Here is a 22,338-nt window from a genome sequence, read left to right as displayed (position 1 = left end):
CTCCAGTAATCGGCTAATTTAGTGGTGCAAAGGCTTATAGAAAACCTAACAGCGCGCTAATGGTGACAATGCGGAACACATCTTCCATGCCTTGGCGGGCCTTATGCCAGCCGCTCTCTTCACGTGATGGAATATACACAGTGTCGCCAGCGCGAATCACAGGCAACATGCCAAAGTCACCGGTTTTAGAAAACTCAAGTAAATTGAAGGTGCGGGCTTGGTCTTTACAGCAAGACAAGTTCACTACGGTAATCTTTTCTGGGAAGCCATCGTTATCAACACCACCCGCTTCGGCTAACAAGTCTAATAGCGTCATGTCATCGTTAAAGCGGTAACGACCAGGCTTGTTCACCGAGCCAAGTACGCGCACGGTGCGCTCTTTTTTCTCCGACAACCAGTTACGGTCTTTTTCTGGAATGTAGATAGAATCACCAGGTACTACGTTTGGCAGTAAGGACTCATCACCGGTTTCAAAGTACATCGCTAAATCTAATTTAGACACGCGAGAGTGCTTGCCATTGCGATGACTAATTCGCACATTGCTAATGTCTGCTTGCTCCGCTGGGCCATCGGCCGCAGCCAAAATGTCTAGGAAGTGCATGCTAGGGTCAAAACGGTAGCGACCAGGTGCAACTACTTGACCAAATACGTAGATAGAATCTTCAGAGCGCTGACGCACCCATTGTGATTTGTTGTCGCTTGGGTCGTCTGGCAATTGCGGCACCATAATCGTGGTACCCGCTACGATGCGTGGCATGCTGTTATTACTAATTTCGCCGTTTAGGTAAGCGTTTAAGTCAAAGTTAACCGAACGAGTATTGCCGTTTGAATCGCTAAACAACACGGTAATTTTAGCCATATCGGCATTGGGTTTAGGGCCACCTGCATGAGCCAACAAATCCATAAGGTTCATCTCGTTTGCCCATTCAAAACGACCAGGACGATTAACTTCACCCATCACCTTCACCGCGCGATTAGGCGATACTTTAGTCCACGACTTTTCATTTAAATCGGTTTTCTCTGGGATGAAAATCGCATCGCCAGCGGCTATTTCTGGTAACTGAGAGATTCGGCCTTCGGTAAACGATTGCAAGTCAAAACGCTCTACCGAACCATTGCTACGAATCACTCGAATTTGGCGAGTTTCGGCAAAACGGGTTGGGCCACCAGAGTTAGCTAGCACATCTAAAAAGCCAGCAGATTTATTACCTTCGTAAGCACCGGGCTTAAATACTTCACCCATTACATACACGGTGTTGGCGCCCGCTTTAATCTCTTCTTCTTGCTTAGGTACAAAAATAGTGGTGCCAGCGCTTAAACGGGGCATCATCTGGCTATCGCCGGTATCTAAATAGCGTTTTAAATTAAATAGTTGCGGGTCACCGTTGATGATAACGCGGATCTGTTCAACACTGGCGTAGCGAGTCACACCACCTGCTCGCATTAGCATATCAACTAACGAGGCAGACTCTTTAAAGGAAAAGCTACCTGGGTTATATACTTCACCAAATACTTTTACTGCAGTGCGATCTTCAGCGGCGTCACCTTTATCGTTTAAGGCTTTTGGGTCAAAATCTACTGCTACATTGCCAATTTTAGGTGAGGCAGGAACAAACAATACATCTAAAGATTCAAGCTCTGGCAGAACACTTAAATCGCCAGAATCTAAGTAGCGTTTATAGTTAAATACTTGCGTTTCATCTAAGCTCTCGCGGCGCAGTTGCATGCGGTCTAATTGCGCACCAGAGCGTAAACCACCTGCGGCTTGAATCGCCATTTGCACACCAGCACCTTGTGCCAGTACTACTTCACCCGGTTGGCCCACAAAGCCCAGCACACTAATGCGAATACGGCGTTCTTCTAACAATACTTTTAGGCCAGCAAGGTCACGGTAAGCTTTCGACAATTCGCGCTTAATCTTTTCTTGCATTTGCGCTTCGGTAAAACCCGATACCATGATTGGGCCAACTTCTGGCAAAATTAAACGGCCGTTGCGCCCTACTTCAAAATTCTTATCAAGCGAAGCTTCTCCAGGGAGAATAATTCTTACTACATCACCCGCTTGCACTTGAGGTTTAGCTGCATGCGCTTGAGCGCTAAATACAATACTTAATACAAAACCAAACAACATCCATGCTGCCACTATGTACTTACACAATTTAAAGAATTTCATGACAAGCTCCTTATTTAACACGCAAAGCGTGCTGAGCGAGGATGTTGCTGTCAGCATCAATAACACTGATGGTAACGCGGCGGTTAGAATGGCGAACAGCATCGCTGTTACCTTCTAAATAGGGTTGTGAGTCGGCTACGGCAGCCACTTCGATTAGCTGTTCGTTCATGCCTAGTTCGGTCATAAACTCGGCTACGGCCTGGGCGCGGGCTAAAGATAAACGCTGTTTGTAACTGTCATCGCCCTTGCTATCGCTATGCCCAGTGATAATTAGCGATACCTTACTGGCTGCGATAATTGGCGTTAGATTACGAAGCTGATCTTGGTAAGCAGGCGTAAGCTCGCTAGAGTCAAAAGCAAATTGATTATTGCTGTTTAATGCATCGCTAATGCTTACCATTAATTGTGAAGACTGAATATGTCCTAAACGGTCGGTTTGGCAAGCGCCACTCTCGGTTACCCGGTCCAAACGTTTTTCCAACATATTTAAAAAATGCTGCTGAATTTCAATATCGTTGGCGGCATCAAAAGTTAGCCCACCTTCTAGTTCGCGCAATATGCGCTGTTGTTGCATACGAGCTTGTGTAACCGAAGCAGGGAAACATAACTCTGCCCCTTCAAGCACCAATAAATCTAACTGGTGTTTTACTAATACAGCTTCAAATTGCAGGCCATGTTCGGGGCCTAGCTCGCGAAGATCGGTAGTGCCAGTGTCACCGTCCATCCAAGCCAAGATAGCGTGTTGATGCTCGGCAAAACCACCGCGTCCTTGTTCTGGCCAGGCGGTACAAGCTGTGGTCATGGTTAACAATACGGGGATGATAATGCTACGCATAATAGGCTCCTGAGGCTCAGCTTAAGCGGCGATTGAAGGTAAAGTATCAGTGGTATGATTTTGGCTAGGTAGCGTATCAATCATGGTAATGATGTGGTCTACACGAAGCATAACCAGCAAATCTCGAGGCTGTTGTTGAGCGCCAAGTAACACTAGTTGACCGCCTGCCGCATTAATGCGTTTAAACATAAATACCAAGGCGCCAATGCCAGATGCATCTAAAAACTCTACTTGGCTCATATTCACAATCACCAATTTGCTGGCTGCATCGGCGCAAATACCTTCGAAGGCTGCTTTATGCTCGGCGCAAGACTCAGCATCAAATGCGCCAACAATTGAAGCGGTAAGGTTTCCTTGGTTTGAAGTAGTTAGTTGCATTTTCATAATTCGCTCCACAATTCTTGATTTCAAGACTTATAAAGCGAGTTTTATGCCAAACTAAAAATATTCAATAAATACAAAGGCATATATATAAAAATGAGTAATAAGGAGGGTTTTAAAATTAAGAAATATTCTGATTTCGCAAATTGCAATTTGCGGGTAACTGCCAGTCTAATAGTTAAACGCCCAAGCACTTGGCTTGGGCGTTTAATGGCACAAACAAGCTAGAGTTTAAATTGGCTAATCATAGTGCCTAACTCATGGTTAATTGCCGCAATGTTTTGAGTTTCACTACGCTGGCTTTGCCCTTCACTGTTTAGCTTTTCAACCATATCGTGAATTTGATGCATGCTCCGGTTAATTTCTTGAATCACAATGTTCTGTTCGCTGGCAGAGGTAGAAACCTGACTATTTAGCTCATTAATTTGATGAATAAAATCACCCAATTTTTGCAAGCTGGTTGAGGTTTTATCCGCCTCTTCTACGGTATCTGAACAAGTATGTTCGGTGCTACCTATCGACGATACCACCAAGCTGGCTTCTTGCTTAAGCTTGGCTAAGGCCTGCTCTATTTCGCTGGTACTACTTTGAGTACGGCTTGCTAAGGCTCTCACCTCGTCGGCCACTACCGCAAAGCCGCGACCTTGATCACCTGCTCTTGCCGCTTCAATAGAAGCATTTAGTGCAAGCAAGTTGGTTTGCTCTGCAATGCTACCAATCACCTCGACAATGTTTTGAATACTCGAAGTTTCATTATTCATGTTCTCTACATTGCTAGAGGTTTCATGAATTTCACTGGCTAAAGCTTCAATTTTTTGTTGAGTAGATTTAATGGTTTGGACCGAGTCTTCGCCACTTTGGTTTGCCTCAGTGGTGTATTTAGCCGCGGCTGAAGTATTGCCAGCCACTAATTCTGCGGTATTCGACAACTCCTCAATGGCTGCAACAATCTGCGTAGTCTCGTTGGTATGTTGTTGCAAAATGTCACTGCTACTTTTGCTGTGCTGATCTAAAGTATCTATGCCTGAAGATAGCTTAGAGCGGGCAGCGTTTATTTCTAACAACATGGTTTGCAATTGAGCAATAAAACCGTTGATACCCTTGGCAATAATGCCAATGTCATCATCAGTTTTAACTTCTAAACGCTGAGTTAAATCGCCACTACCTTGGCCGAGTTCGGTTACCAAGTTGCGTAACTTAATAATCGGTTGATAAAGCTGGTTTAACACAAACAGTAAAATTATCACTGACACCAATGTTGCGGCTGCAATAATGCTGGCCATTTTGTAGCTTGTGGCTTTAAGCGGCGCAAAGGCCGTTGCCTCATCTACCGTAATCATTACGTACCACTCATCATCACCCAGCAGCTTCACTTGCTGGCTAACAAACAAGGTAGTTTGTCCACCCACCTCGGCGGTTTGTATTGCTTGCTCTTTGCCTATAAGGCTTTGGTAAACGCCGGCAAACACTTCAACATCGGCAATGTTGTCTTTCTGTTTTACTTGCTCATTGGTAGAGGCCAACACTAAGCCACTTTTGTCTAATACCAAGCCCGTTGCTCCAGCTATTTCGCCTAACGAGCTCAACTGTTCTTGTAAGTGGTCAAAACGTAAATCGGCCATAATGATGCCATCTTTAATCGGATGCATTACCCCCATCATTGGCACACCATCACTACGAGTAAAAAACACGTCGCTTAGCGACAAGCCGCTATTTCGTTTAGCAGCTTGGTACCAAGGCCGTGTACGTGGGTCGTATTTGTCTAAGCGACCAACACCATTAGGAAACGACTCAGAAGCCCTAGAAACAAACGACGAGCCATCATCAAAACCAATAATTACTTTATACACTCCACCTAAGCGGGCGGTATATTCGGTCATGGCTACGTGGTTATCGCCAATATCCTTTTCCTGATAGAGCTTTGCTAACTGAGTTACTGCGTCAGTTGTGCGCTGAAAAGAGGTTTCAATCTCTTGAGTTTTTTGATCAATCGTATGATGAATATCACGAAGTAAACTATCGGTTATTTGATCTTTGATCAGTGTGTATGAGAGGTAACTTGTTACAAGTAGAGATAAAACAAGCATAGATGCCATTGCCGACAACAAGCTTGATTTAAAGCCAAAGCGATTCATCCTTTTCACCTTTTGTAATATTTTATAACTTAATGTATTACAAATAAGTAAAGATTAATGTTAGGTACTTCAACAAAATTAAACTTCGCTTAGCGACTACCAAAAGGCTTCAAAAAAACACGCATTCGTCACTCAATTACACCAATTTAACTAAATAAAATATGTGCAAAATGCTGCTTAAGTAGCACTACCAACTTAAGAGCCTTAAGACGCACAAACACGAAAAATGAGGAAAGGAACGCCCAGCCGATAGATTGAGCGTATAAATTATTTCAGTATCCGGCAGCGCCTTTATCTAAGCGAAGTATTAGGGTCTGTTGATCTTTGGTGTTGAAATATTATTCATGATAAGCGGGCTTTAATCGCGGCGAGCACTTAGAAGCCTAGTGGGCTAAGCAAGAAGTGCTTAACAAAGAGTAAAGTTCGCATATCCGACCCCTTCGGGCAGCATTTCTTAGCCATTTATTCAGCGTTAGCGAGTGATTATTAAGCCCACTTAACTGCACACTCACAGCCTTGGCTAAATGGCTAATAAATTGCTGCAAAAACCTTCAGCAAAGATCAACAGACCCTAGCTAAAACCATCAAGATTTTTTAACAAACTGAGCGGTTACCATCATGTCGCCAGCGCCATCTACTTTGCAATCTAACTGGTGATCTTTGCCATTGGCCATGCGTTTAATCACCGCTTTAGTGCCAATCTTTAGCACCAAAGAACTGCCTTTTACTTTAAGATCTTTAGCCAAAGTAACTTTATCCCCTTCGGCCAACAAAGTGCCATTGGCATCTTTAACAACCACCTTCTCTGCTTCTGCAACTTCATCGGGGTTCCATTCAAAGGCGCATTCTGGGCATATAAGCTGGCTTTGATCTAGATAAACATATTCAGATTGGCAATTGGGGCAAGCGGGAAATGACATCTCTTTAAACTTCTTAAATTTTACTTAGCAAACATGATACTGATCGTGCGCGCCAAGAGCGAGTAGGTACTACCAATTTTATCGGAACTTCATTGCGCAACAACACTAAAATATTGATTACTTTGTTAAATACATTGCCATTTAAGCAAACTGCTATACCCTAGAGAAAACATCTCGTTTTGTCATTTATCACCGATACCTGGCTTAGCGCTCATTTATTTGTTGAGACAGCCTAATGACAAAATTACGCCTATCCTACCAAACGGTTGAGTTTGGAAAGACCGATATACACCTGTGCACCTTACGCAATAGACAAGAGTTTCACGACCCAACAGGCATTGCCGAAAAACTCGGTATAAGCTCTGCCTCTTGGCCAATATTTGGTGTAGTTTGGCCTTCAAGCTTTGTGCTCGCCCACTACATGGCCGACTATGACACAGGTACCAAAAGAATATTAGAAGTAGGCTGCGGTATCGGACTCAGCAGTTTATTGTTAAACAAACAACTTGCCAATATTACCGCCACCGATTATCACCCCGAGGTTGAAACCTTTCTCAACAGGAATACCAAACTAAATGGCGACAAAAGCATTAACTATGAAAGAGTTGGCTGGGCAGATGAACACGACACCCTAGGGCTGTTCGATGTGATAATTGGTAGCGATTTACTCTACGAGAATGAACATATAGACCAACTGGCTAACTTCATTAACGACCACTCAAAGCCTTCCAGCGAAGTAATTATTGTTGATCCAGGACGTGGCCGAAAAAGTAAGCTAAGCGCAAAAATGGTTGAATTTGGCTACACATCAAGCCATGCCAAACCCGTACATACCGACTACATTGATGAAGTTTTTAAAGGGTATATTTTAACCTTTAAGCGAGCGCAATAAGCAACAATCGCATTGCGAAAGCTCGACGAGCCTTTAGTACTCTTAAACAGCTAATTGCTTGTTCGTGACTAAACTAGAGCTCTAATGCGTTTTGCAGGCATGCCTCCAACAAGAGAATCCGGGTCTACATTTTTTGTAACAACCGAGCCTGCTGCCACAACAGAGCGAGCCCCAATAGTTACGCCTTGGCAAACAACAACATTGCCACCAATCCACACATCATCTTCCACCGTAATTGGCAAAGACTTAACCTCCCATGTCCTACGACGCTGATAGTCTAAGGGGTGAGTTGGAGTATAAAACTGCGTATTTGGGCCAATAAGTACATTGTTACCAATTTTAACAGGAGCGTTGTCTAGCATCGTAACCCCCATATTAATATAGGTATTGTCACCCACAGAAATGGTCTTGCCGTATTCACATAAAAAAGGTGGGCAAATAATACTGCCCTTACCTAAATGCGCTAATAGCTCAGCAACATAAGGTTTGGCAGCTTCAAACTGTCGTTGATTGATCTGTTGGAGTAACTCAAATGCTTTATTTCTAATTTGAGTAAGTTCAGGACTATCAGCATCATACTCCCTCCCTAAGCACATATTCTCAAACTCGCTCATTGCACTTCCAATAGCTATTACCGATTGTCCATTGTAGCAAAATGGAAAAATGAAAAAGTGGGACAAGCCACACCAATGCAGCTATACGGCAGCTACGGTCAATGCGCTGCAGCTCAGCTATGAGGCAACAACAATTGATTCACTAGGTATTAATAGTAATGCAGAACAACAAACAGGCATTACTTACTTCCGGCTTTTCTTGCCACTCTGCATGAGCCCGCATGATAGTGCTTTTTATAAGAGATATTGCTGATGTGTTTGGCAAAGCTGAGAGATCACTGGTTCCCTGATATTTTTGAGAATGGCTAAGTTTACCATCTTCAGATTTAAGCCAGCCTTCCCAGCCATGCGCTTGCGTATTATTTTGTTCGAAAATATCTAGCAGCTTTATTGCATCGGAGTAACCAACAACTAACTCATCCTCTGATTCGGATCTTTCTTTAATATCTTTCAAGCTATACATAATTGTGAAACTTAACGCCCGCTTAACAGGCATAAAATGTTTGGCTAAAATTAGGAACGAAGTGACGCAGCCAAGCTTTTTACGGCCTTTTTGAAGCGATTGTTTTGCACTTTACTGCTTTTCGCAATATAAAAGAGCAACATTTTTAGGCCTAGTCTCTATACCGCCATTAGATTGTAGTTTAAAAGATTGAGCCCCAACGCCACCTTGAATCATTAAGTTTTTATGATCTGCACCACCTGCACCTGCTGGTTGAAAAAAAGAATAGTTGCCACCATGGTCGTGTTGAGAAAACATATCATTTTGGATATTACCAGACAAGCGAACGCCGTCAGGATCTATTCGCCCTGTTTTATCTATACCTCGGACAAAACGTCCATAAGCAGGTTCAAATTCTTTCCAGCCTTTTGGACATCTCGCTAAATTAAATGAAATCACAGCTCCAGAGGGCATCTGAAATTTTTCATATTCTGAAGCTAGCCCTTTTTGTAATTTTTCCATATTGTTGTCATTTAACTCTACGACTTGATTGCTAGAATCTTTTTCTATAGTAGATAACTTTGAAAGTATTAAGTTTGCCCTTTCTTCTTGAGCTGTTAAATTTGAAATCAGCTTTTGCGCATTTATGGCAGCAGTTTCAGCATTAGCTTCAGCTCTCGCTATATTACCTATCGAGTCTTTAATTTGCTCCAGATATTGCTCTTTAGAATCTGCTAATGCTTTATTTAAAATTGCTTCATTTTTTGATTTATCTACAGCACTCCAATATGTAACTGCAGCGGCAATGATTGCTCCCCCCAAGCCACTAACAAATGAAACTTGCAATTGTACTTTTCTAGATTCATCCATTGTACTCTCCTAAAGTGCATAGACATAATGCTCCCCAGTTAAAGTGCCGACCTCCTGCGTTTATCGAGGGTTAGTCAAACTAGGGCCATACTGTTAGATGCAGAGTCTAAACAGAAAGGGAAATCAACATGTCTAAATCTAGCACGTTTTTCATTGGACTAGATGTTCACAAAAAACCACAGATGTCGCTTACTGTGTTGACCACTAAAAGATGAAGCTACTAATCAAAATTCAGTTTATCTGCGCCTTAACTTTTTTCCCTATTTATTAGCATTTCTGCGATTTCTTCCAATTTCTCATCATAAGCTTCCGCATTTCTTATTCCTGCATCCCGTAAATTTTCCAAGTTCTCTGGTGTTGCATTATCCAATGCTGAATCGGCATCATACAAGTTTGGCTGAATCCTATAGTATTTTGAGTTATCAACAGTTGAAGCAATCTGATTCAAATAATACTCTGTCATCTGCGGCCCTCCTTCAAGGGCAATATCAATGGATGGTTTTGCCCAACCAAGAGGCCCCCAATCCTTAATTTCCGAGTAGGTATAGCCTTTTAACTGCTTTCCTGTACCAATAGAGACAATTATCATATCTTTAATACCACTAACATCTTCAAATTTAATTGCCTCTGAATAAGCAGATAAAGTTGGGTCGTTAGCAACCATGCCCCCGTCAATCAGTACATATTTTTGTTTAAGTGGGGGTAACGAGTAAATACGAGCAGCCTCAAAATACGTTGGTGCAGCTGTACTGCCACGCAAAAGATCTCTCACCTTGAAGTCTCTTTTTTTATCTATTGCGGTATGCTGTTTGAAAATGATGGGAATACGTCGTTTCACATCATATGAAACGAGGCAAGTTGGTTTTAATAACTCACTGAGCTTTATATCTCCAAAGGCCGATTTCAGTACTCTCTCAAGCTCATCGGCTGAATACTTTTCGTCACGAACTCCACCTACTGTTCCGATGGACCGCCAGAAACCGACATCAAAAATCTCGTCACCATCTTCGAGATAGAAATTGACAGCTTCCTGAGCAGAAAACTTTGGTCTTTGGCTACCATCATCACTAGGGCATACATATGCAGCACTTAGAATCGCACCAGTGCTTGTACCTGCAACCAAATCGAAATAATCACCTATTCTTACGGTAGGGTCTCCGGATTTAATTTTTAGCTTTTCTTCAAGCGACACTAATATCTGGCCGGGCAATATCCCTCTTATGCCACCTCCATCAATAGATAGTATTCTCATTGTCATTTTTACTCTCCTCAAATACTTTTCTAGGAATAGTTTTTAAGAAATACAACGGCTAACCCTCGCTCCGTTCGGCGTCGAAAGTGCGTAGTTTATTGAACAGTTCGTTTTACATAGGTCTTCCGCAAAACATCGTACTTAGTCGACACAAATCGAGACTAGACACACAACTAAAGCGTTGGAATGCAACTAATGTGCAGACCATACTCTTATGTAAGTTTCTCGGCGAAACAAGCATGTGCCGATAACAAAAGACCAGTTAAAATCAGCACATAGCTAGCACCTATAATCAATAATAGTTATAGTCTTTTTAGTCATCAACAAGTTGTTCAAAATTTGATCAGCTCTTTTATTCGAGGGGCGTAATTATTAGATTGTACAGAGTGGGTAGAGAGCGAATAATTCTGTTGGGTGTACTCTACTAAAAGCCATTTACTCAATCAGTTTAGTTAGAAAGCGTGAATGTGAAGCTAAAGTATTAGAAAAAAGAAAGCCTATCTATGTTGGATTATGGCCTTCATCAATTTTCAGTATAAATGTCATGCAACCTCTGCGGGTAAACAAGAAGTCACCAAGTTTACGAGCTACCGTAAACAACTCTTTTATTGCCCTTTTCCCGCTAGTACTACCCACACCGTTTTAAGCAGTACGCTTATGTCTTGATAGAGCCAAGAGCTGCATTGGCTAAGGCTTAATGCGTAACAGTGGTCGTAAGCGAGTTTTTGTTTAACGTCTTCGATTGAGCAATCGTAGGCTAAGTTTACCTGCGCTAAACCGGTAATGCCGGGTTTTACACCCACTGTGCGTTCACTATAAAAAGGGATGGAGTTTTCTAGCGTTTGATAGAAAACTGGGCGCTCTGGTCGTGGCCCAACCAAAGACATTTCGCCTTTAAGTACATTGATGAGTTGTGGTAATTCATCAATTCGGGTTTTACGTAAAAACCGCCCCACTCGAGTAATGCGTTTGTCTTGCTTTGCCGCCCAAACAGCACCAATGCCAGATTCGGCATCGGCCCGCATACTTCTAAACTTAAAAATGTCGAACAGCTGCACTACATTGTCAGACATTAAGCCTACTCGAGTTTGCTGATAGAAAACCGGCCCTTTACTATCCAGCTTTATGGCTAATGCCACCAAAGGAAATAAGGGACTAAATACCAACAGCAATATCGTTGCCCCCAGCACATCAAATAGTCTTTTACCCACTGCAACTAAGGGGCTTACAAAGCCACTTAAGTAGCGACGCTGTAGCTTTTTAAGAAGGTAATCTACACAGCCCATCATGCTAGAGAAGTGCCCTTCTACTAAATAATTTAGGCTGCCTATTGCGTTTGGTAGTTTTGCATTAGGCATAAAGCGCGGCAACATCGCTAAGCTGTATGCCACAACCTGCAAAGCAAATAACACTGCAAATACTGCAGATTGCGCAGCTAACACCATGGCCCCAAAAAAGCTGGTGAGCATAAATACAGGGATGGTTACTCGTAAGGCTTTGCCAGAGAAGAAGGTAAAGGCCACACCTTTAAAACGCGGTAGCAACATATGTCGAAGACGAATGAGTTGCTGTAAGTTACCCGCTCCAATGCGCTTTCTGCGGCTGCGGTCTTGGCTGTCGGCGGCGTGTTCGAGCTCTAAAGCGCGAATGTTTGGTTCGTAAACAGCCCTGTAGCCTTGGGCGACTATGTCCATGGGAATAACAAAGTCATCGTTAATGGTGTCGTCTGGCATTACTCTAAATAGAGACTTTTTAATCAAATAAAATGCGCCATGAGCGCCCAAAGGTGCGCCCATGTTTGCCTCACAACGTTTTACTTCGCGTTGGTAATTCCAGTAAGCCTGCTCACCTACCGAACCAGGGCTTAGCAGGTGATAGTAACCACACACTACGCCAACTTGTGGTTGGCCAAAATGCTGCGCTGCAATTAACATTGCGTCTACCGAAATAAGCGCTGATACGTCAGACAATGCCACAATGTCGGCTTTGCTTTGCGAAATGTGCTGGTTAAGCACAGCCACTTTGCCTTGGTTTTGCAGCTGTTCACATATCTCTATGGAAAAGCTGCAAAACGCTAAGTCTTCTAAACACGCTCTTGCAACGCTGGCGGTATCGTCACTGCAGCCATCGCATATCACTTTTATGCTTAAGCGATCTTCGGGGTAATCTAAGGTAGCGAGGTTAATCAGCTTTGCCGCAATGTAATCTTGCTCGTTATAAGCAGGAATAAGTAACTCGATGCTGGGCAATTGCTGATCTTGCTCGCGTTGGTGATATTTGCGCGCAACGCTTTGAATATCATCCTCGGAATTTTGCGTTTTGTCTTTGCTCAAAAGCTTTAACAACAAAGGATATAAAGCGTGATGATAAACCACCAAGAACATTGCGATTAAGGTTACATAAATTAATGCGTTCATGATTATCCCCTTATAAGAAACGGTGACGTAAGGCCGCGTAATTGCGTGCAGTAGTGCGTAAATCGCCCGACTGCTTAACAAATTGGCGTGGATTTCCGCTACTCGGTTTTTCGAGCTTAAGCTCTAAAGCTTGCGCCATAGCAAACGCAGAACCTGGCTCTACCACTGTGCCAGTGCGCGGGCATAAGGCTTCGGTAGAGGCACCTACATTAGTCACCACTGCTGGCACCTCACAGGCTTGCGCTTCTAAAATAACCAGCGATAAGCCTTCAAAATAAGACGGTAAACAAAACAAATCTAAACTTTGGTAAAAGCGTGGCATGCAATCTAGTGCGCCTAAAAAATGTACCCGATGGCTAAGGTGCAAACTCTCTACTAACTGCTCTAAACCTTGGCGTTGGCTGCCGTCTCCGGCAAAGGCCAAGTGCACATCGGCAGGTAAAAATGGCAGCGCCTCAATTAATACGGCTTGACCTTTCTCTACTTCTAAACGCCCTGCACATCCAATTATTTGGCAGTTATTAGGTAAACCTAAGGCCTCGCGAGCGATGAGTTTATTGCCGGGGGTAAAACTGTGAGTGTCGATGCCGTTTTTAATCACTTGTACATTTTCGTCGGTTACACCTAAGGCAGTTTTTAGTTCACCGGCTACCAAATTGGCATCGGCCACTAGCATCGGTTTAACCCATTTAAGAATTGCACCTTGCAAAATGCGACGGCGCTGCTGCCGCAAATGCCAGGCATCGTGCTCGGTATGAATAACTACTTTTACTCTGGCTAAACGGGCAGCAATGCCACCATAAATGAGCGGCCCAATGTGATGAGTATGCACCACTGGCACCGCCCAACGGCGAAACAAGTTGGTAAGTTTCCACAGGGTTTTCCAGCTAAAGCCAGCTGGCTTGTTTAAAAACATTAGGCGGTCGGCAAAAGGAATCAAACGAGGCCATGCGGCTAAGGCTTCTTCTTTAGTACCTTCTAAAGAAATAATTATGCCTTGCTCATGCGCTTCTTCCATACGTTGCAGGTCAAGCGCCATAGTTTCGATGCCGCCAGGTTGTAAGTGTTGTACTACTTGGATCCAAATACTCATTGGGTCATCCTCTTTAATGCGATTCTTTAAGCGGCGGAATGCGGCTTAATACCGATACGCCTGCGATGTCTTCAATTTCTTTAATGGTGCGTAAGCTTGAGTCTGTGAGCTCGGCAATTACCGCTAAGCTAATTCCTAGGGCTATGCCTCCCACTAATCCAGCAACAACAAACATCCATAAAGGCAAGGTTGATGGGCCACTGGGTGTGTAAGGGCGGTCAATAATTTTGATCCGATCAGACTGTTCAAATACGCCAAGCGCACCGGTTACTTGCGCCATCTCATAGCGAGTGAGTAAATTTTCATACAGGCTACGCTTAACCCGCAGGTTACGATTTAGAATGCGCAACTGCTTCTCTTGCTCACCCACCGATCCCACTTGGCGCTGTAAAGAAGACGCCAAACTGCGTAATTGCGAGACCTCTTCGGCCAATGCATCTACTCGTTGGCGGGCAATCATTAAGGCTTCAACCTGCACAATCAGCATTTCGCCATTAGATTCGGTAATAGAAATTTGCTGCTGCAATAAAGCCGAGCTGTCGTGGTTACTTACTGCCGATTCGGGTTGCGCTAATACTTGAGCTCGTTCTTCTTCTAAATGGCGCAATACCCGTTTAACCGCGAGAACTTTTGAGTGACCTTCGGTGTAGCGTGACATCAAAGTGGCCAACTCGGCTCGGTTAAGTACTATTTGTTCTTCTAAACGGGTTAATACTGGATTGGTGCGCGACAATTGTTGATCGATGCTACCCAAGCTTTGCTTAGCACCCGCTAGCTCTGCTTCTCGTTCGATAAGGCGTTGACGAACTTGTGATAAACGCTCAATGTTTGCCGAATGCTGCTCTGGTAATGCATCGGCATGTTGGGTGCGGTAATTTGCTAGCGCCTCTTCGGCTTCTTCTAGCTCCATGCTGCTTAGGCTTAAGTGCTCTCGCAAAAAGCGCTCAGACTCTTTAATTGACGAACGCTCTGGCGCTAGTAATTGCTCTACAAAGTGCTTAGAAACGGTTTCTAATAACTGGCTCATTCCCTGAGGATTAGGCGATTTATAGTCGATGCGAATGAGATCTTTACCCACTTGGCGAACACTTAACGAAGCCGACAATCGATTAATCACTTGCTCTTTTTTACTGGCGCTGTCGGTTTCAAACATCAAACCTTGTTCAATCGCCACTTCGCTTAAAACGTGGCGGCTGTGCAGCAGGGTGGTTAGAGCTTCCATGCGCCCTTCCACGTTGGCCGACACGGCTAGGTCTTCCAAAAATGGGTTTAAGCTGGCGGTTTCTTGCACCAACATACTGGTATGCGAGGCATACTGTTTGTCGGTAAACATTGATACGAGTGCTCCCGCCACTGGCATCAGAAGTATTGGCAAGACAATTAGATAACGTCTGCGCCATAGCGCATCAACGATTAAATAAACTCTTGGTAATAATTCGCCCATTACATTCTCCACTTGATTCAAGTGTTGAATAGCGAATTTCATACCAAGATTTTTATTTGTTAATAATCAGTAAGTTAAACTTAATTTCACTTTAGACAATGTGGTAAACTTGCATTTTGCAACAGCTACCTTGGAACGGCTGAATTAACAGCTAAATTTGAGCGGCTCAGCCTTAGAAAACTGTTGTGAGGTCCATACATCTTTAATTTGTGGCCAGCCCCAATCTGTCATCGCAACGCCTTGCAACACGTTTTGAAAACGCAAAGATTGCCAATGATGAAACATGGGCAAACACCAATATTCACTTACTAAGGTATTGGCCAACGGCGTCATCTTGCTGAAGTAGTCTTGCAGCGCAGCATTTTCACGAACGTCACTAAGCTGCGCTTGCATCCATTGCCAATTATCACTGCCGACACAATGCTTAATAATCGGGTCGTTAAACAACCACCGAAACGCCGATGCTGGTCGGTTATCGTCTAAGTTGTAACTTGTCACTATCAGGTCTTGGCTTAACGTATTTTGGCTAGCAGCATGGTTTAATTCGGCATAGGAATACGCTGTTAGTTGAGTGCTTACGCCTACTTGCTCAAGCAACTTGGCAATGGTTTCGGCGTACAATTGCAAATCATCATGTTGATAAAAGCCAATGCTAAGCTCGTTGGGTAGCGGGACGCTCTCTGCAGCCAAACTAAAACAGTCTGGCCAAATGTCTAACAAACTAAAAGCAGGCTCTACGGCCATGCTTTTTAAACTTTTATCTGCTGCAAGCAAAAGTGCTTCGGGCTGCAAATAGCTTGATAGCCAGCGCCTTTGGCTGTAGTTAAGCGTTTGCCGCTGTTGATTAAACAGCAGGTATTGGCAGCCAAATTCTAAACGTTGTTGTAGATGTTGAGGCTGGCTTTGATCATTGCTGGTAAAAGCGTATTGCCCTTCTTTTGCTACCGAGCTTTTGGCGACAAACCAAATGCTCACCTCGTCGGGCAAGGCGCGATAACCGTGGTAGCTAGAATTTGCCTGCAAATGGATCCGCTGACTATTGTGGGCAATTAACGTGAAGGGGCCAGAACCAATCACTTGCTTGCTGCTCTCCCCTGTTTGGCTAAGTTGCAAAGCTGGTTGAATGGCATACTTTGGGTCTGCCAATAGGCCAGCAAAGCCCTGGTCACTGCTGGCTAAGGTAAATTCTACCGTTAAGGCGTTAGCCGCTTTAACACTAGTGACATGGCTTAGTTCATGTTGATATTGGGCATTAGTTTGCAGCGTATTAAACAAGGCGGCAACAGCATAGGCATCGATTACACTGCCATCGTGAAATTGCAGCTGTGGTCGCAAGTAAAAGCGATAAACCTTAAAGGACTCATCACACTGCCAATGATGGGCTAAGTCTGAATGAATGTTCCCCTCGGTGTCGCACCTAACCAAATTAGCATACAGCTGCCGCAGTAAAAATCGCTCACTATTACGTAGCAACAAGTGGGGTAGCACGGCCGAGAAAGGCCGCGAATAGGTTAGCTGTAGATTAAGAGAACCATCTCGATGGCTAGCACCAGAGGTAGCAATAAGTAGCCGGCCAAACCATTGTTGGTCATCGTCTAGCAGCGCTAACGCAGCGCTATAATCTCCAGAATCAATTTGTGCCTTAGCCAAATGTTGCTTTAGATCGGCTTCACTAAACAACAAGCTCAAATGTGAGCGCTGGTTGCGACCAACACTTGGCTGCCAGTTAAGCCACCCAAGCTCGGCCATGTGTTTTAACAAAGTTCGGGCATGTCGTGGGCTAGTGCTTATCGCTTCTGCAATATCGGCCAAAGCCAGCTTAACCGGTTCTTTAGTGCCAAACTTGGTAAGCTTTAAGTAGTACCTTAGTAGTTTAATCGCCTGCAAAACCCTACCTCCTTTATCGTAAAAACTTCCTCATTTTAGCTTTATTTAGAAAAAATCTCAGAGAAATGGTAATAAAGCTACATATAAAAACAATATAAGGAAGGATATACCCAAAGACCATCTGTTTTTAATTCCTCTTAATGGGCGCAAAATAGCCTTGTGTTTAACAACAGCTCTTAGAGGAAAACAATGACTAGTTTAGAACTTAAAGCCAATCAGCAGCTTATGCACTATCGCAAAAACATAAACCATTTGAACAGCGCGCAAGTTAAAGACAAAGCCAGTGATAAGCTAGTGGCTGCAGCCTCTCCAGCCACCATGGCCAAACACACAAAACAGCAGGCGCTGCATAGCCATAGCCCATTGGCCCAAGCTGCACTGCAATCGATGCTGAGCTTATGCCAATGGGATGTATCTAATTTAAGTGATGAAGAGCTTAGCGAGCATTTTTAGCTTGCTAGCTTAAAGCGACCAACATTACTTTCTTGCTGATTTGACAGCGCGTTTAAGCGCTGGCCTTCAGCAGCTAGGGTATCTAATGTTTGGCTGTTTTCTTTTGCTTGCTGAGCTAATAAAGCCATTTCCTTGGTGATACTGCTAGCACCTTCGCGCTGCTGCTCGGTAGCAGTACTAATGCTGTGAGACATATCCCTAAGTTGCTGAATATCTTCACCTACCTCTGAAATCGCCTCAGATAGTTGGTTATTTAAGCTTACGGTGTCACCCATTTTGCTACGGCTTTCGTCCATCAATTCCATAGACGTGCTTGCTTGCTCTTCTAGGCGGGCCATTACTTTGGCAATTTGCTTCGTTTGCTCACCAGTGCGCATAGACAACAACCTTACTTCGTCGGCTACTACCGAAAACCCGCGGCCATACTCGCCAGCCCTTGCCGCTTCAATCGCTGCGTTTAACGCCAGCAAGTTGGTGGCATCGGCAATGGATTGGATAACTTCTAATACCGACTTAACGTCTTGCACATCGCTTAACAAACTCTCCATTGCTCCGTGAGTACTGTAAATATGCTGCTGCAAGGCTTGAATAGTTTGCTGGTTTTGCAGCATAACGCTGGTACCGCTTTTTAAACGATTGTCTGCACTTTCGGTTTGATGGAAGGAATCACTAGCAATGGTGGCAATCTCTTGGCTGGCATTCGCCATTTGCGTAATGGCGCTACCAACGCTAGCTAAACTGGTATTCTGATGGTCGTTTTTGCCTTTAATTTCACCGGTTATATTGGCGTTACTATTGGCCATGGTTTCTAGTTCGTTCGTCACTTGAGCAATTTCGCTTAAAGAACGATTGGTATTCTCGGCAACTTCATTCACCCAGCCTGCTACTTTGGCAAATTCACCATTCCAATTGCTTTGCATGTGTAGGGTAAAATCACCTTTGGCCATGGCTCGGGTAACAGTAGCCAAATCATCTATCGGTCGTTTGATTAAACGGCTAATCGAAATACACGCAGCAACGGCAACCAATAAGGCTATAAAACCGGCAACGCTGGCGCTAATGCTTACCTTTGTCACCAGGCTTTCTGCCTCGTTAACCATCGTATCGGTCTGGCTATCAATAGTGCTTACTAACTGCCTAAGTGCGGTAATTTGTTTTTCGATTTCGCTTTCTAACTCGGTACGTTTTAAGCCGACTTGCTGAATGTTTCGTTTGTTTTCAAGTATCCGTGATAACAAACCTTGAGGTTGCTGCACATGCTTAATAAAGAATGCCCAGTTACTTTGAATATCGGCGTGGCTGTTAATCGATTCAATTTCAAAGCTTAAATCTTCGAAACTAGTACTTAAGCGAGTAGTGCTGGAGCGAATAGTTGCGAGTATTTTGTTCACCGCATTTGGATCGTTTACCGACACCAACTCAAATACCTTAAGCTGAACGCGCTGCGAGGCGGCCATATACGTTCGGTAGATATCGCGAATATACTGATCTTCCAAGGCGTAAGGTTCAACCTGATACCCCATGTCGTTATACAGCTCGGTAGATTGCAAAATAAACTGATTAAATAATTTGGTCAGCTCGTCAGCTTCGCTATAGCTTTGTGATAACGCTTGGTATACCGCCACCAACTCCTCGTCTAACTGGTGCACCATAGACTTAGAAGCAGAGAAACCAGCGATAATAGACGTTTGTTGTTGAGCAGTTGAGCCAGCAATAGCTCGCTCTAATAAAGACTCTGTAGCATCACGCTGTTGTTGCCAGCCTTGGTACAGGTCATCCAATTGTTGTTGATTATTCGAGGTGAGAATAGCCAGAACCAAATGGTTCATTTGTAAGTATGCGGCTTCTACCTCAGAAGCATTTTGTAAGGCCACCAACGATTGCGTTGCTAAGGTTTGGTTGCGGCTTTGAATATTATTTAAGCCCACAATGGCAATAAGAATAGCTGTAACAAAGGTACTAGCGATGACAGCTACCACCGTAACCACTTGCCGCGAAATCGACATTTTTCTCAAGCGATTGAAATAGTTAAATCGTTCTACCATGTTGTACCCCATAACCAACAATACTTTCCGTAGTGGTTATTGACGTTAACGAGGGTAAACATTTTCAGCAATAACAATTCGGCTATTTTATGGATAGGATCAACAATTGTTTCTTAGTTGATGTAGGCTTTACTTGTTGGTTTTAAGCTTTTGATATTACTGGTTAAAAATAAACAACTACGGATATTATAAAAGCTAAAACTATTGCTTAACTCCTCGCAAGCTCTGCCGATAAAATGACTGTAAAGGGAATTTATTGGGAATGACGCAATGTCTTTATCATCGATTAATGGCTCGGCAAGTAACGCATATATGGCACAAGCAGCTGCGCAACAAGCTCAAGCAGTTAAAGCCCCACTGCCGCCAACAAATACTACAGAGCAAACCGCCACCCAAAAACCAAACGAGCCAGAAGACAGCGCTGTTAAGTCTTTTGCTTACGGAGCCTTAGGTATGGACAAACCCAATGAGGTTAAAGACAACGATGATGGCGCCTATACCGCAGGACAAGTATTAAAAGCCATTGGCACGGTTGGCAGCATCATCGCCATTATGGTGTGAACTAACGAGCGTTAACCGCCCAAGTGGTTTCTTGATGTTGATCGGGATGACGTGGCACCAAAAACGAAAAGGCCAATGAAGCCACTGCAATGCCCGCCCCTATCCAAAATACTAAAGATGAAGAATACAGCCAAACAAATCCCAACAACGCGGGCAATACCACCGCTGCAATATGGTTAATGGTAAAGCTCACCCCCGCCGAGCTGGCAATGTCGGCTGGATCGGCAATTTTTTGGAAGTAACTTTTTATCGCTATCGCCATAGCAAAAAACAGATGATCGATAATATATAAGCCCGCTGCCCACTCTGCTGTGTCCACCAAAGCATATCCAGCAAATACAAAAATTAGCCCTGTGTACTCAATAATTAGCGCTCTACGTTCACCGATACGCCCAATCAACTGGCCAATTTTTCCGGCAAACAGAATATTTAGCACTTGGTTAGCAAGATAAAGTAAGGCGATGTCTGACACTGAATAGTCAAACTTCTCTACCATCAAAAAGCCGGCAAACACCACGAAGATTTGCCTACGTGCTCCACTTAAAAAGACTAAGGTATAAAACAGCCAATAACGCTGGCGCAATATTAGTCGTTTGTGTTGTTCGTGTTCTGCGGTGTAATGCGGAAACCTTAAGGCTATAAACAACACCGCTATTATGGTTGCTCCACCAAACATGGCGTAAAGCGATACATATTCAAACTCGGTGTACTCGAGTAGAGCCCATAAAGAGCTATAGGCTAACACCGCTGCAGCACCTTTCACCGCTAAAGCTTTACCCATAAATGCCGGCGTTTCATCTTTTGGGATCCACTGTAAGGTGAGTGATTGGTTAACTGTTTCAAAGTAATGAAAACCCACCGACATAAGTACCGTAGTAAAGTACAAACCATAAACACTGGGAAAGAACCCAGTAAGGGTAATACCAATCGCCAGCACTAACAGGCTGAGCAGAGCGAAGGTTTGCTCTTTGAGCACTAACAGTACAAAAATTGCGGTGAAGGCTAAAAAGCCAGGGACCTCACGCAAGCTTTGCAAAATACCAATTTCGCGACCGGTAAATTGCGCAACTTCAATAGCAAAATTGTTGAGTAAAACCATCCATATGGAAAAACTAAAGGGCATTAAAAATGCCATCATTAACAAAAGTTGTTTCTTAGAACGCTGCATCATAATCCTTGATGAAAGTAACCGAGCTTTAGCTCAGTTCAGAAAAAGCTAAGCGAATACCAAAGGCAGCAAATAAGCCGCCTAAACCACGATTTAACCAACACTTAATTTTGTCACTTGCCTGTACGCGATGAGAAATAGAAGCACTTAACCAAGCTAAAATATGGCCCCAAATCATAGCGTTAAGATTAAACACCAAACCTAACACCACAAATGCCAAAGCTTTGTTTGGCTCGGCGGCATCGATAAACTGGGGAACAAATGCTAAGAAAAACAACGCCACTTTAGGGTTTAAGCTATTGGTAAGAAAGCCCTGGCTAAATATTTTGGAATAGCTGGTTACAGCGCCCTGATTGTTACTTAAGGGCAAAGTAGCATCGGGGGTGTTTTTTGTAAGGGCCATCGAAAAGCCCATATACAACAAATAAATACAGCCAATAACCTTGATCACGGTAAAAGCCGCAGCCGAACTTGCTAAAATAGCAGAAAGACCAAACGCCGCCGCAGCTATATGTACAAAGGTACCCGCACCAATGCCTAACGCGGCCACCGAGCCAGCTTTAAAACCTTGGCTAGCACTGCGCGCCATTACATACAAAGAGTCTGGCCCTGGGATCAAATTTAGCAAAATACCCGAAACGACAAATAGCCAGAACTCGTTAATACCTAACATTGCTACTACTCCATTAGTGTTTTGCTTTATGCGCGAAAGATCATCAGATTAGCATGGAGTTTGTACAAAGCCCTAAGCAGAAA

General features: G+C 43.7%; 19 protein-coding genes. 3 read left to right on the top strand and 16 right to left on the bottom strand.

Features of this window, described 5'->3' with window-relative positions; genetic code table 11:
* Window positions 1-34: 34 nt before the first annotated feature.
* From K5620_RS08580 to K5620_RS08560, 5 genes are all read right to left on the bottom strand, one after another.
* Window positions 35-2,173, bottom strand: coding sequence for an SLBB domain-containing protein (locus tag K5620_RS08580; RefSeq protein ID WP_016400562.1), 2,139 nt, complete (start codon window positions 2,171-2,173; stop codon window positions 35-37).
* Window positions 2,174-2,183: 10 nt separating this feature from the next.
* Window positions 2,184-3,008 (bottom strand): OmpA family protein, encoded by an 825-nt coding sequence (locus K5620_RS08575; RefSeq protein ID WP_016400563.1) that lies wholly within the window; start codon window positions 3,006-3,008, stop codon window positions 2,184-2,186.
* Window positions 3,009-3,029: 21 nt separating this feature from the next.
* On the bottom strand, window positions 3,030-3,392 hold the full coding sequence (locus K5620_RS08570; protein WP_016400564.1) for an STAS domain-containing protein: 363 nt from the start codon (window positions 3,390-3,392) through the stop codon (window positions 3,030-3,032).
* 221 nt (window positions 3,393-3,613) lie between these two features.
* Window positions 3,614-5,524, bottom strand: coding sequence for a methyl-accepting chemotaxis protein (locus K5620_RS08565; RefSeq protein ID WP_016400565.1), 1,911 nt, complete (start codon window positions 5,522-5,524; stop codon window positions 3,614-3,616).
* 584 nt (window positions 5,525-6,108) lie between these two features.
* Window positions 6,109-6,444, bottom strand: a complete 336-nt coding sequence (locus tag K5620_RS08560) for a zinc ribbon domain-containing protein YjdM (RefSeq protein WP_016400566.1) — start codon at window positions 6,442-6,444, stop codon at window positions 6,109-6,111.
* Between the two features lie 235 nt (window positions 6,445-6,679).
* Here K5620_RS08560 and K5620_RS08555 point away from each other — a divergent pair, with 235 nt between their 5' ends.
* Window positions 6,680-7,336 carry a class I SAM-dependent methyltransferase gene (locus K5620_RS08555; protein WP_016400567.1) on the top strand — a complete coding sequence of 219 codons (657 nt, stop codon included), beginning with the start codon at window positions 6,680-6,682 and terminating at the stop codon, window positions 7,334-7,336.
* A 68-nt stretch (window positions 7,337-7,404) separates the two neighbouring features.
* Here the strand turns inward: K5620_RS08555 and K5620_RS08550 are convergent, their stop codons facing one another.
* The 8 genes from K5620_RS08550 to K5620_RS08515 form a co-directional block, all read right to left on the bottom strand.
* Complete coding sequence (locus K5620_RS08550; protein WP_016400568.1) at window positions 7,405-7,950, bottom strand: sugar O-acetyltransferase; 546 nt, start codon at window positions 7,948-7,950, stop codon at window positions 7,405-7,407.
* A gap of 142 nt (window positions 7,951-8,092) precedes the next feature.
* On the bottom strand, window positions 8,093-8,413 hold the full coding sequence (locus tag K5620_RS08545; RefSeq protein WP_016400569.1) for a hypothetical protein: 321 nt from the start codon (window positions 8,411-8,413) through the stop codon (window positions 8,093-8,095).
* A 111-nt stretch (window positions 8,414-8,524) separates the two neighbouring features.
* The gene (locus K5620_RS08540) at window positions 8,525-9,262 is read right to left on the bottom strand and encodes a hypothetical protein (protein ID WP_016400570.1); all 738 of its coding nucleotides are present in this window, start codon (window positions 9,260-9,262) and stop codon (window positions 8,525-8,527) included.
* A 247-nt stretch (window positions 9,263-9,509) separates the two neighbouring features.
* Window positions 9,510-10,520, bottom strand: a complete 1,011-nt coding sequence (locus tag K5620_RS08535; RefSeq protein ID WP_016400571.1) for a patatin-like phospholipase family protein — start codon at window positions 10,518-10,520, stop codon at window positions 9,510-9,512.
* 599 nt (window positions 10,521-11,119) lie between these two features.
* Window positions 11,120-12,931, bottom strand: coding sequence for a sugar transferase (locus K5620_RS08530; protein WP_016400572.1), 1,812 nt, complete (start codon window positions 12,929-12,931; stop codon window positions 11,120-11,122).
* A 10-nt stretch (window positions 12,932-12,941) separates the two neighbouring features.
* Window positions 12,942-14,024, bottom strand: coding sequence for a glycosyltransferase (locus K5620_RS08525; RefSeq protein WP_016400573.1), 1,083 nt, complete (start codon window positions 14,022-14,024; stop codon window positions 12,942-12,944).
* A 13-nt stretch (window positions 14,025-14,037) separates the two neighbouring features.
* On the bottom strand, window positions 14,038-15,468 hold the full coding sequence (locus tag K5620_RS08520; RefSeq protein WP_040306882.1) for a Wzz/FepE/Etk N-terminal domain-containing protein: 1,431 nt from the start codon (window positions 15,466-15,468) through the stop codon (window positions 14,038-14,040).
* A 144-nt stretch (window positions 15,469-15,612) separates the two neighbouring features.
* Window positions 15,613-17,355: an SgrR family transcriptional regulator gene (locus K5620_RS08515; protein ID WP_016400575.1), complete on the bottom strand. Its 1,743-nt coding sequence runs from the start codon at window positions 17,353-17,355 to the stop codon at window positions 15,613-15,615.
* Window positions 17,356-17,544: 189 nt separating this feature from the next.
* Between K5620_RS08515 and K5620_RS08510 the strand changes: the two genes are divergently transcribed.
* A complete protein-coding gene (locus K5620_RS08510) occupies window positions 17,545-17,808 on the top strand; it encodes a hypothetical protein (RefSeq protein WP_016400576.1) in 264 nt (87 codons plus the stop codon).
* Here K5620_RS08510 and K5620_RS08505 read toward each other — a convergent pair.
* Window positions 17,805-19,853, bottom strand: a complete 2,049-nt coding sequence (locus K5620_RS08505) for a methyl-accepting chemotaxis protein (protein WP_040306883.1) — start codon at window positions 19,851-19,853, stop codon at window positions 17,805-17,807. The genes K5620_RS08510 and K5620_RS08505 overlap by 4 nt on opposite strands.
* Window positions 19,854-20,123: 270 nt before the next feature.
* Between K5620_RS08505 and K5620_RS08500 the strand changes: the two genes are divergently transcribed.
* On the top strand, window positions 20,124-20,414 hold the full coding sequence (locus K5620_RS08500; protein ID WP_016400578.1) for a hypothetical protein: 291 nt from the start codon (window positions 20,124-20,126) through the stop codon (window positions 20,412-20,414).
* 1 nt (window position 20,415) lies between these two features.
* Here the strand turns inward: K5620_RS08500 and K5620_RS08495 are convergent, their stop codons facing one another.
* Together K5620_RS08495 and K5620_RS08490 are read right to left on the bottom strand one after the other, a co-directional pair.
* Window positions 20,416-21,582 (bottom strand): MFS transporter, encoded by a 1,167-nt coding sequence (locus K5620_RS08495; protein ID WP_016400579.1) that lies wholly within the window; start codon window positions 21,580-21,582, stop codon window positions 20,416-20,418.
* 28 nt (window positions 21,583-21,610) lie between these two features.
* Window positions 21,611-22,255: a LysE family translocator gene (locus K5620_RS08490; RefSeq protein ID WP_016400580.1), complete on the bottom strand. Its 645-nt coding sequence runs from the start codon at window positions 22,253-22,255 to the stop codon at window positions 21,611-21,613.
* Between the last annotated feature and the right edge of the window lie 83 nt (window positions 22,256-22,338).

It is taken from the genome of Agarivorans albus (assembly GCF_019670105.1).
Lineage (GTDB): Bacteria > Pseudomonadota > Gammaproteobacteria > Enterobacterales > Celerinatantimonadaceae > Agarivorans > Agarivorans albus.
Note: the sequence above shows the minus strand (reverse complement) of the source record. Positions and strands in the feature narration are given on the sequence as shown.

What these genes read in the sequence shown, in the direction of transcription:
- K5620_RS08580 (WP_016400562.1), bottom strand. Translation starts at nt 2,173, where the DNA reads ATGAAATTCTTTAAATTGTGTAAGTACATAGTGGCAGCATGGATGTTG.
- K5620_RS08575 (WP_016400563.1), bottom strand. Translation starts at nt 3,008, where the DNA reads ATGCGTAGCATTATCATCCCCGTATTGTTAACCATGACCACAGCTTGT.
- K5620_RS08570 (WP_016400564.1), bottom strand. Translation starts at nt 3,392, where the DNA reads ATGAAAATGCAACTAACTACTTCAAACCAAGGAAACCTTACCGCTTCA.
- K5620_RS08565 (WP_016400565.1), bottom strand. Translation starts at nt 5,524, where the DNA reads ATGAATCGCTTTGGCTTTAAATCAAGCTTGTTGTCGGCAATGGCATCT.
- K5620_RS08560 (WP_016400566.1), bottom strand. Translation starts at nt 6,444, where the DNA reads ATGTCATTTCCCGCTTGCCCCAATTGCCAATCTGAATATGTTTATCTA.
- K5620_RS08555 (WP_016400567.1), top strand. Translation starts at nt 6,680, where the DNA reads ATGACAAAATTACGCCTATCCTACCAAACGGTTGAGTTTGGAAAGACC.
- K5620_RS08550 (WP_016400568.1), bottom strand. Translation starts at nt 7,950, where the DNA reads ATGAGCGAGTTTGAGAATATGTGCTTAGGGAGGGAGTATGATGCTGAT.
- K5620_RS08545 (WP_016400569.1), bottom strand. Translation starts at nt 8,413, where the DNA reads ATGTATAGCTTGAAAGATATTAAAGAAAGATCCGAATCAGAGGATGAG.
- K5620_RS08540 (WP_016400570.1), bottom strand. Translation starts at nt 9,262, where the DNA reads ATGGATGAATCTAGAAAAGTACAATTGCAAGTTTCATTTGTTAGTGGC.
- K5620_RS08535 (WP_016400571.1), bottom strand. Translation starts at nt 10,520, where the DNA reads ATGACAATGAGAATACTATCTATTGATGGAGGTGGCATAAGAGGGATA.
- K5620_RS08530 (WP_016400572.1), bottom strand. Translation starts at nt 12,931, where the DNA reads ATGAACGCATTAATTTATGTAACCTTAATCGCAATGTTCTTGGTGGTT.
- K5620_RS08525 (WP_016400573.1), bottom strand. Translation starts at nt 14,024, where the DNA reads ATGAGTATTTGGATCCAAGTAGTACAACACTTACAACCTGGCGGCATC.
- K5620_RS08520 (WP_040306882.1), bottom strand. Translation starts at nt 15,468, where the DNA reads ATGGGCGAATTATTACCAAGAGTTTATTTAATCGTTGATGCGCTATGG.
- K5620_RS08510 (WP_016400576.1), top strand. Translation starts at nt 17,545, where the DNA reads ATGACTAGTTTAGAACTTAAAGCCAATCAGCAGCTTATGCACTATCGC.
- K5620_RS08505 (WP_040306883.1), bottom strand. Translation starts at nt 19,853, where the DNA reads ATGGTAGAACGATTTAACTATTTCAATCGCTTGAGAAAAATGTCGATT.
- K5620_RS08500 (WP_016400578.1), top strand. Translation starts at nt 20,124, where the DNA reads ATGTCTTTATCATCGATTAATGGCTCGGCAAGTAACGCATATATGGCA.
- K5620_RS08495 (WP_016400579.1), bottom strand. Translation starts at nt 21,582, where the DNA reads ATGCAGCGTTCTAAGAAACAACTTTTGTTAATGATGGCATTTTTAATG.
- K5620_RS08490 (WP_016400580.1), bottom strand. Translation starts at nt 22,255, where the DNA reads ATGTTAGGTATTAACGAGTTCTGGCTATTTGTCGTTTCGGGTATTTTG.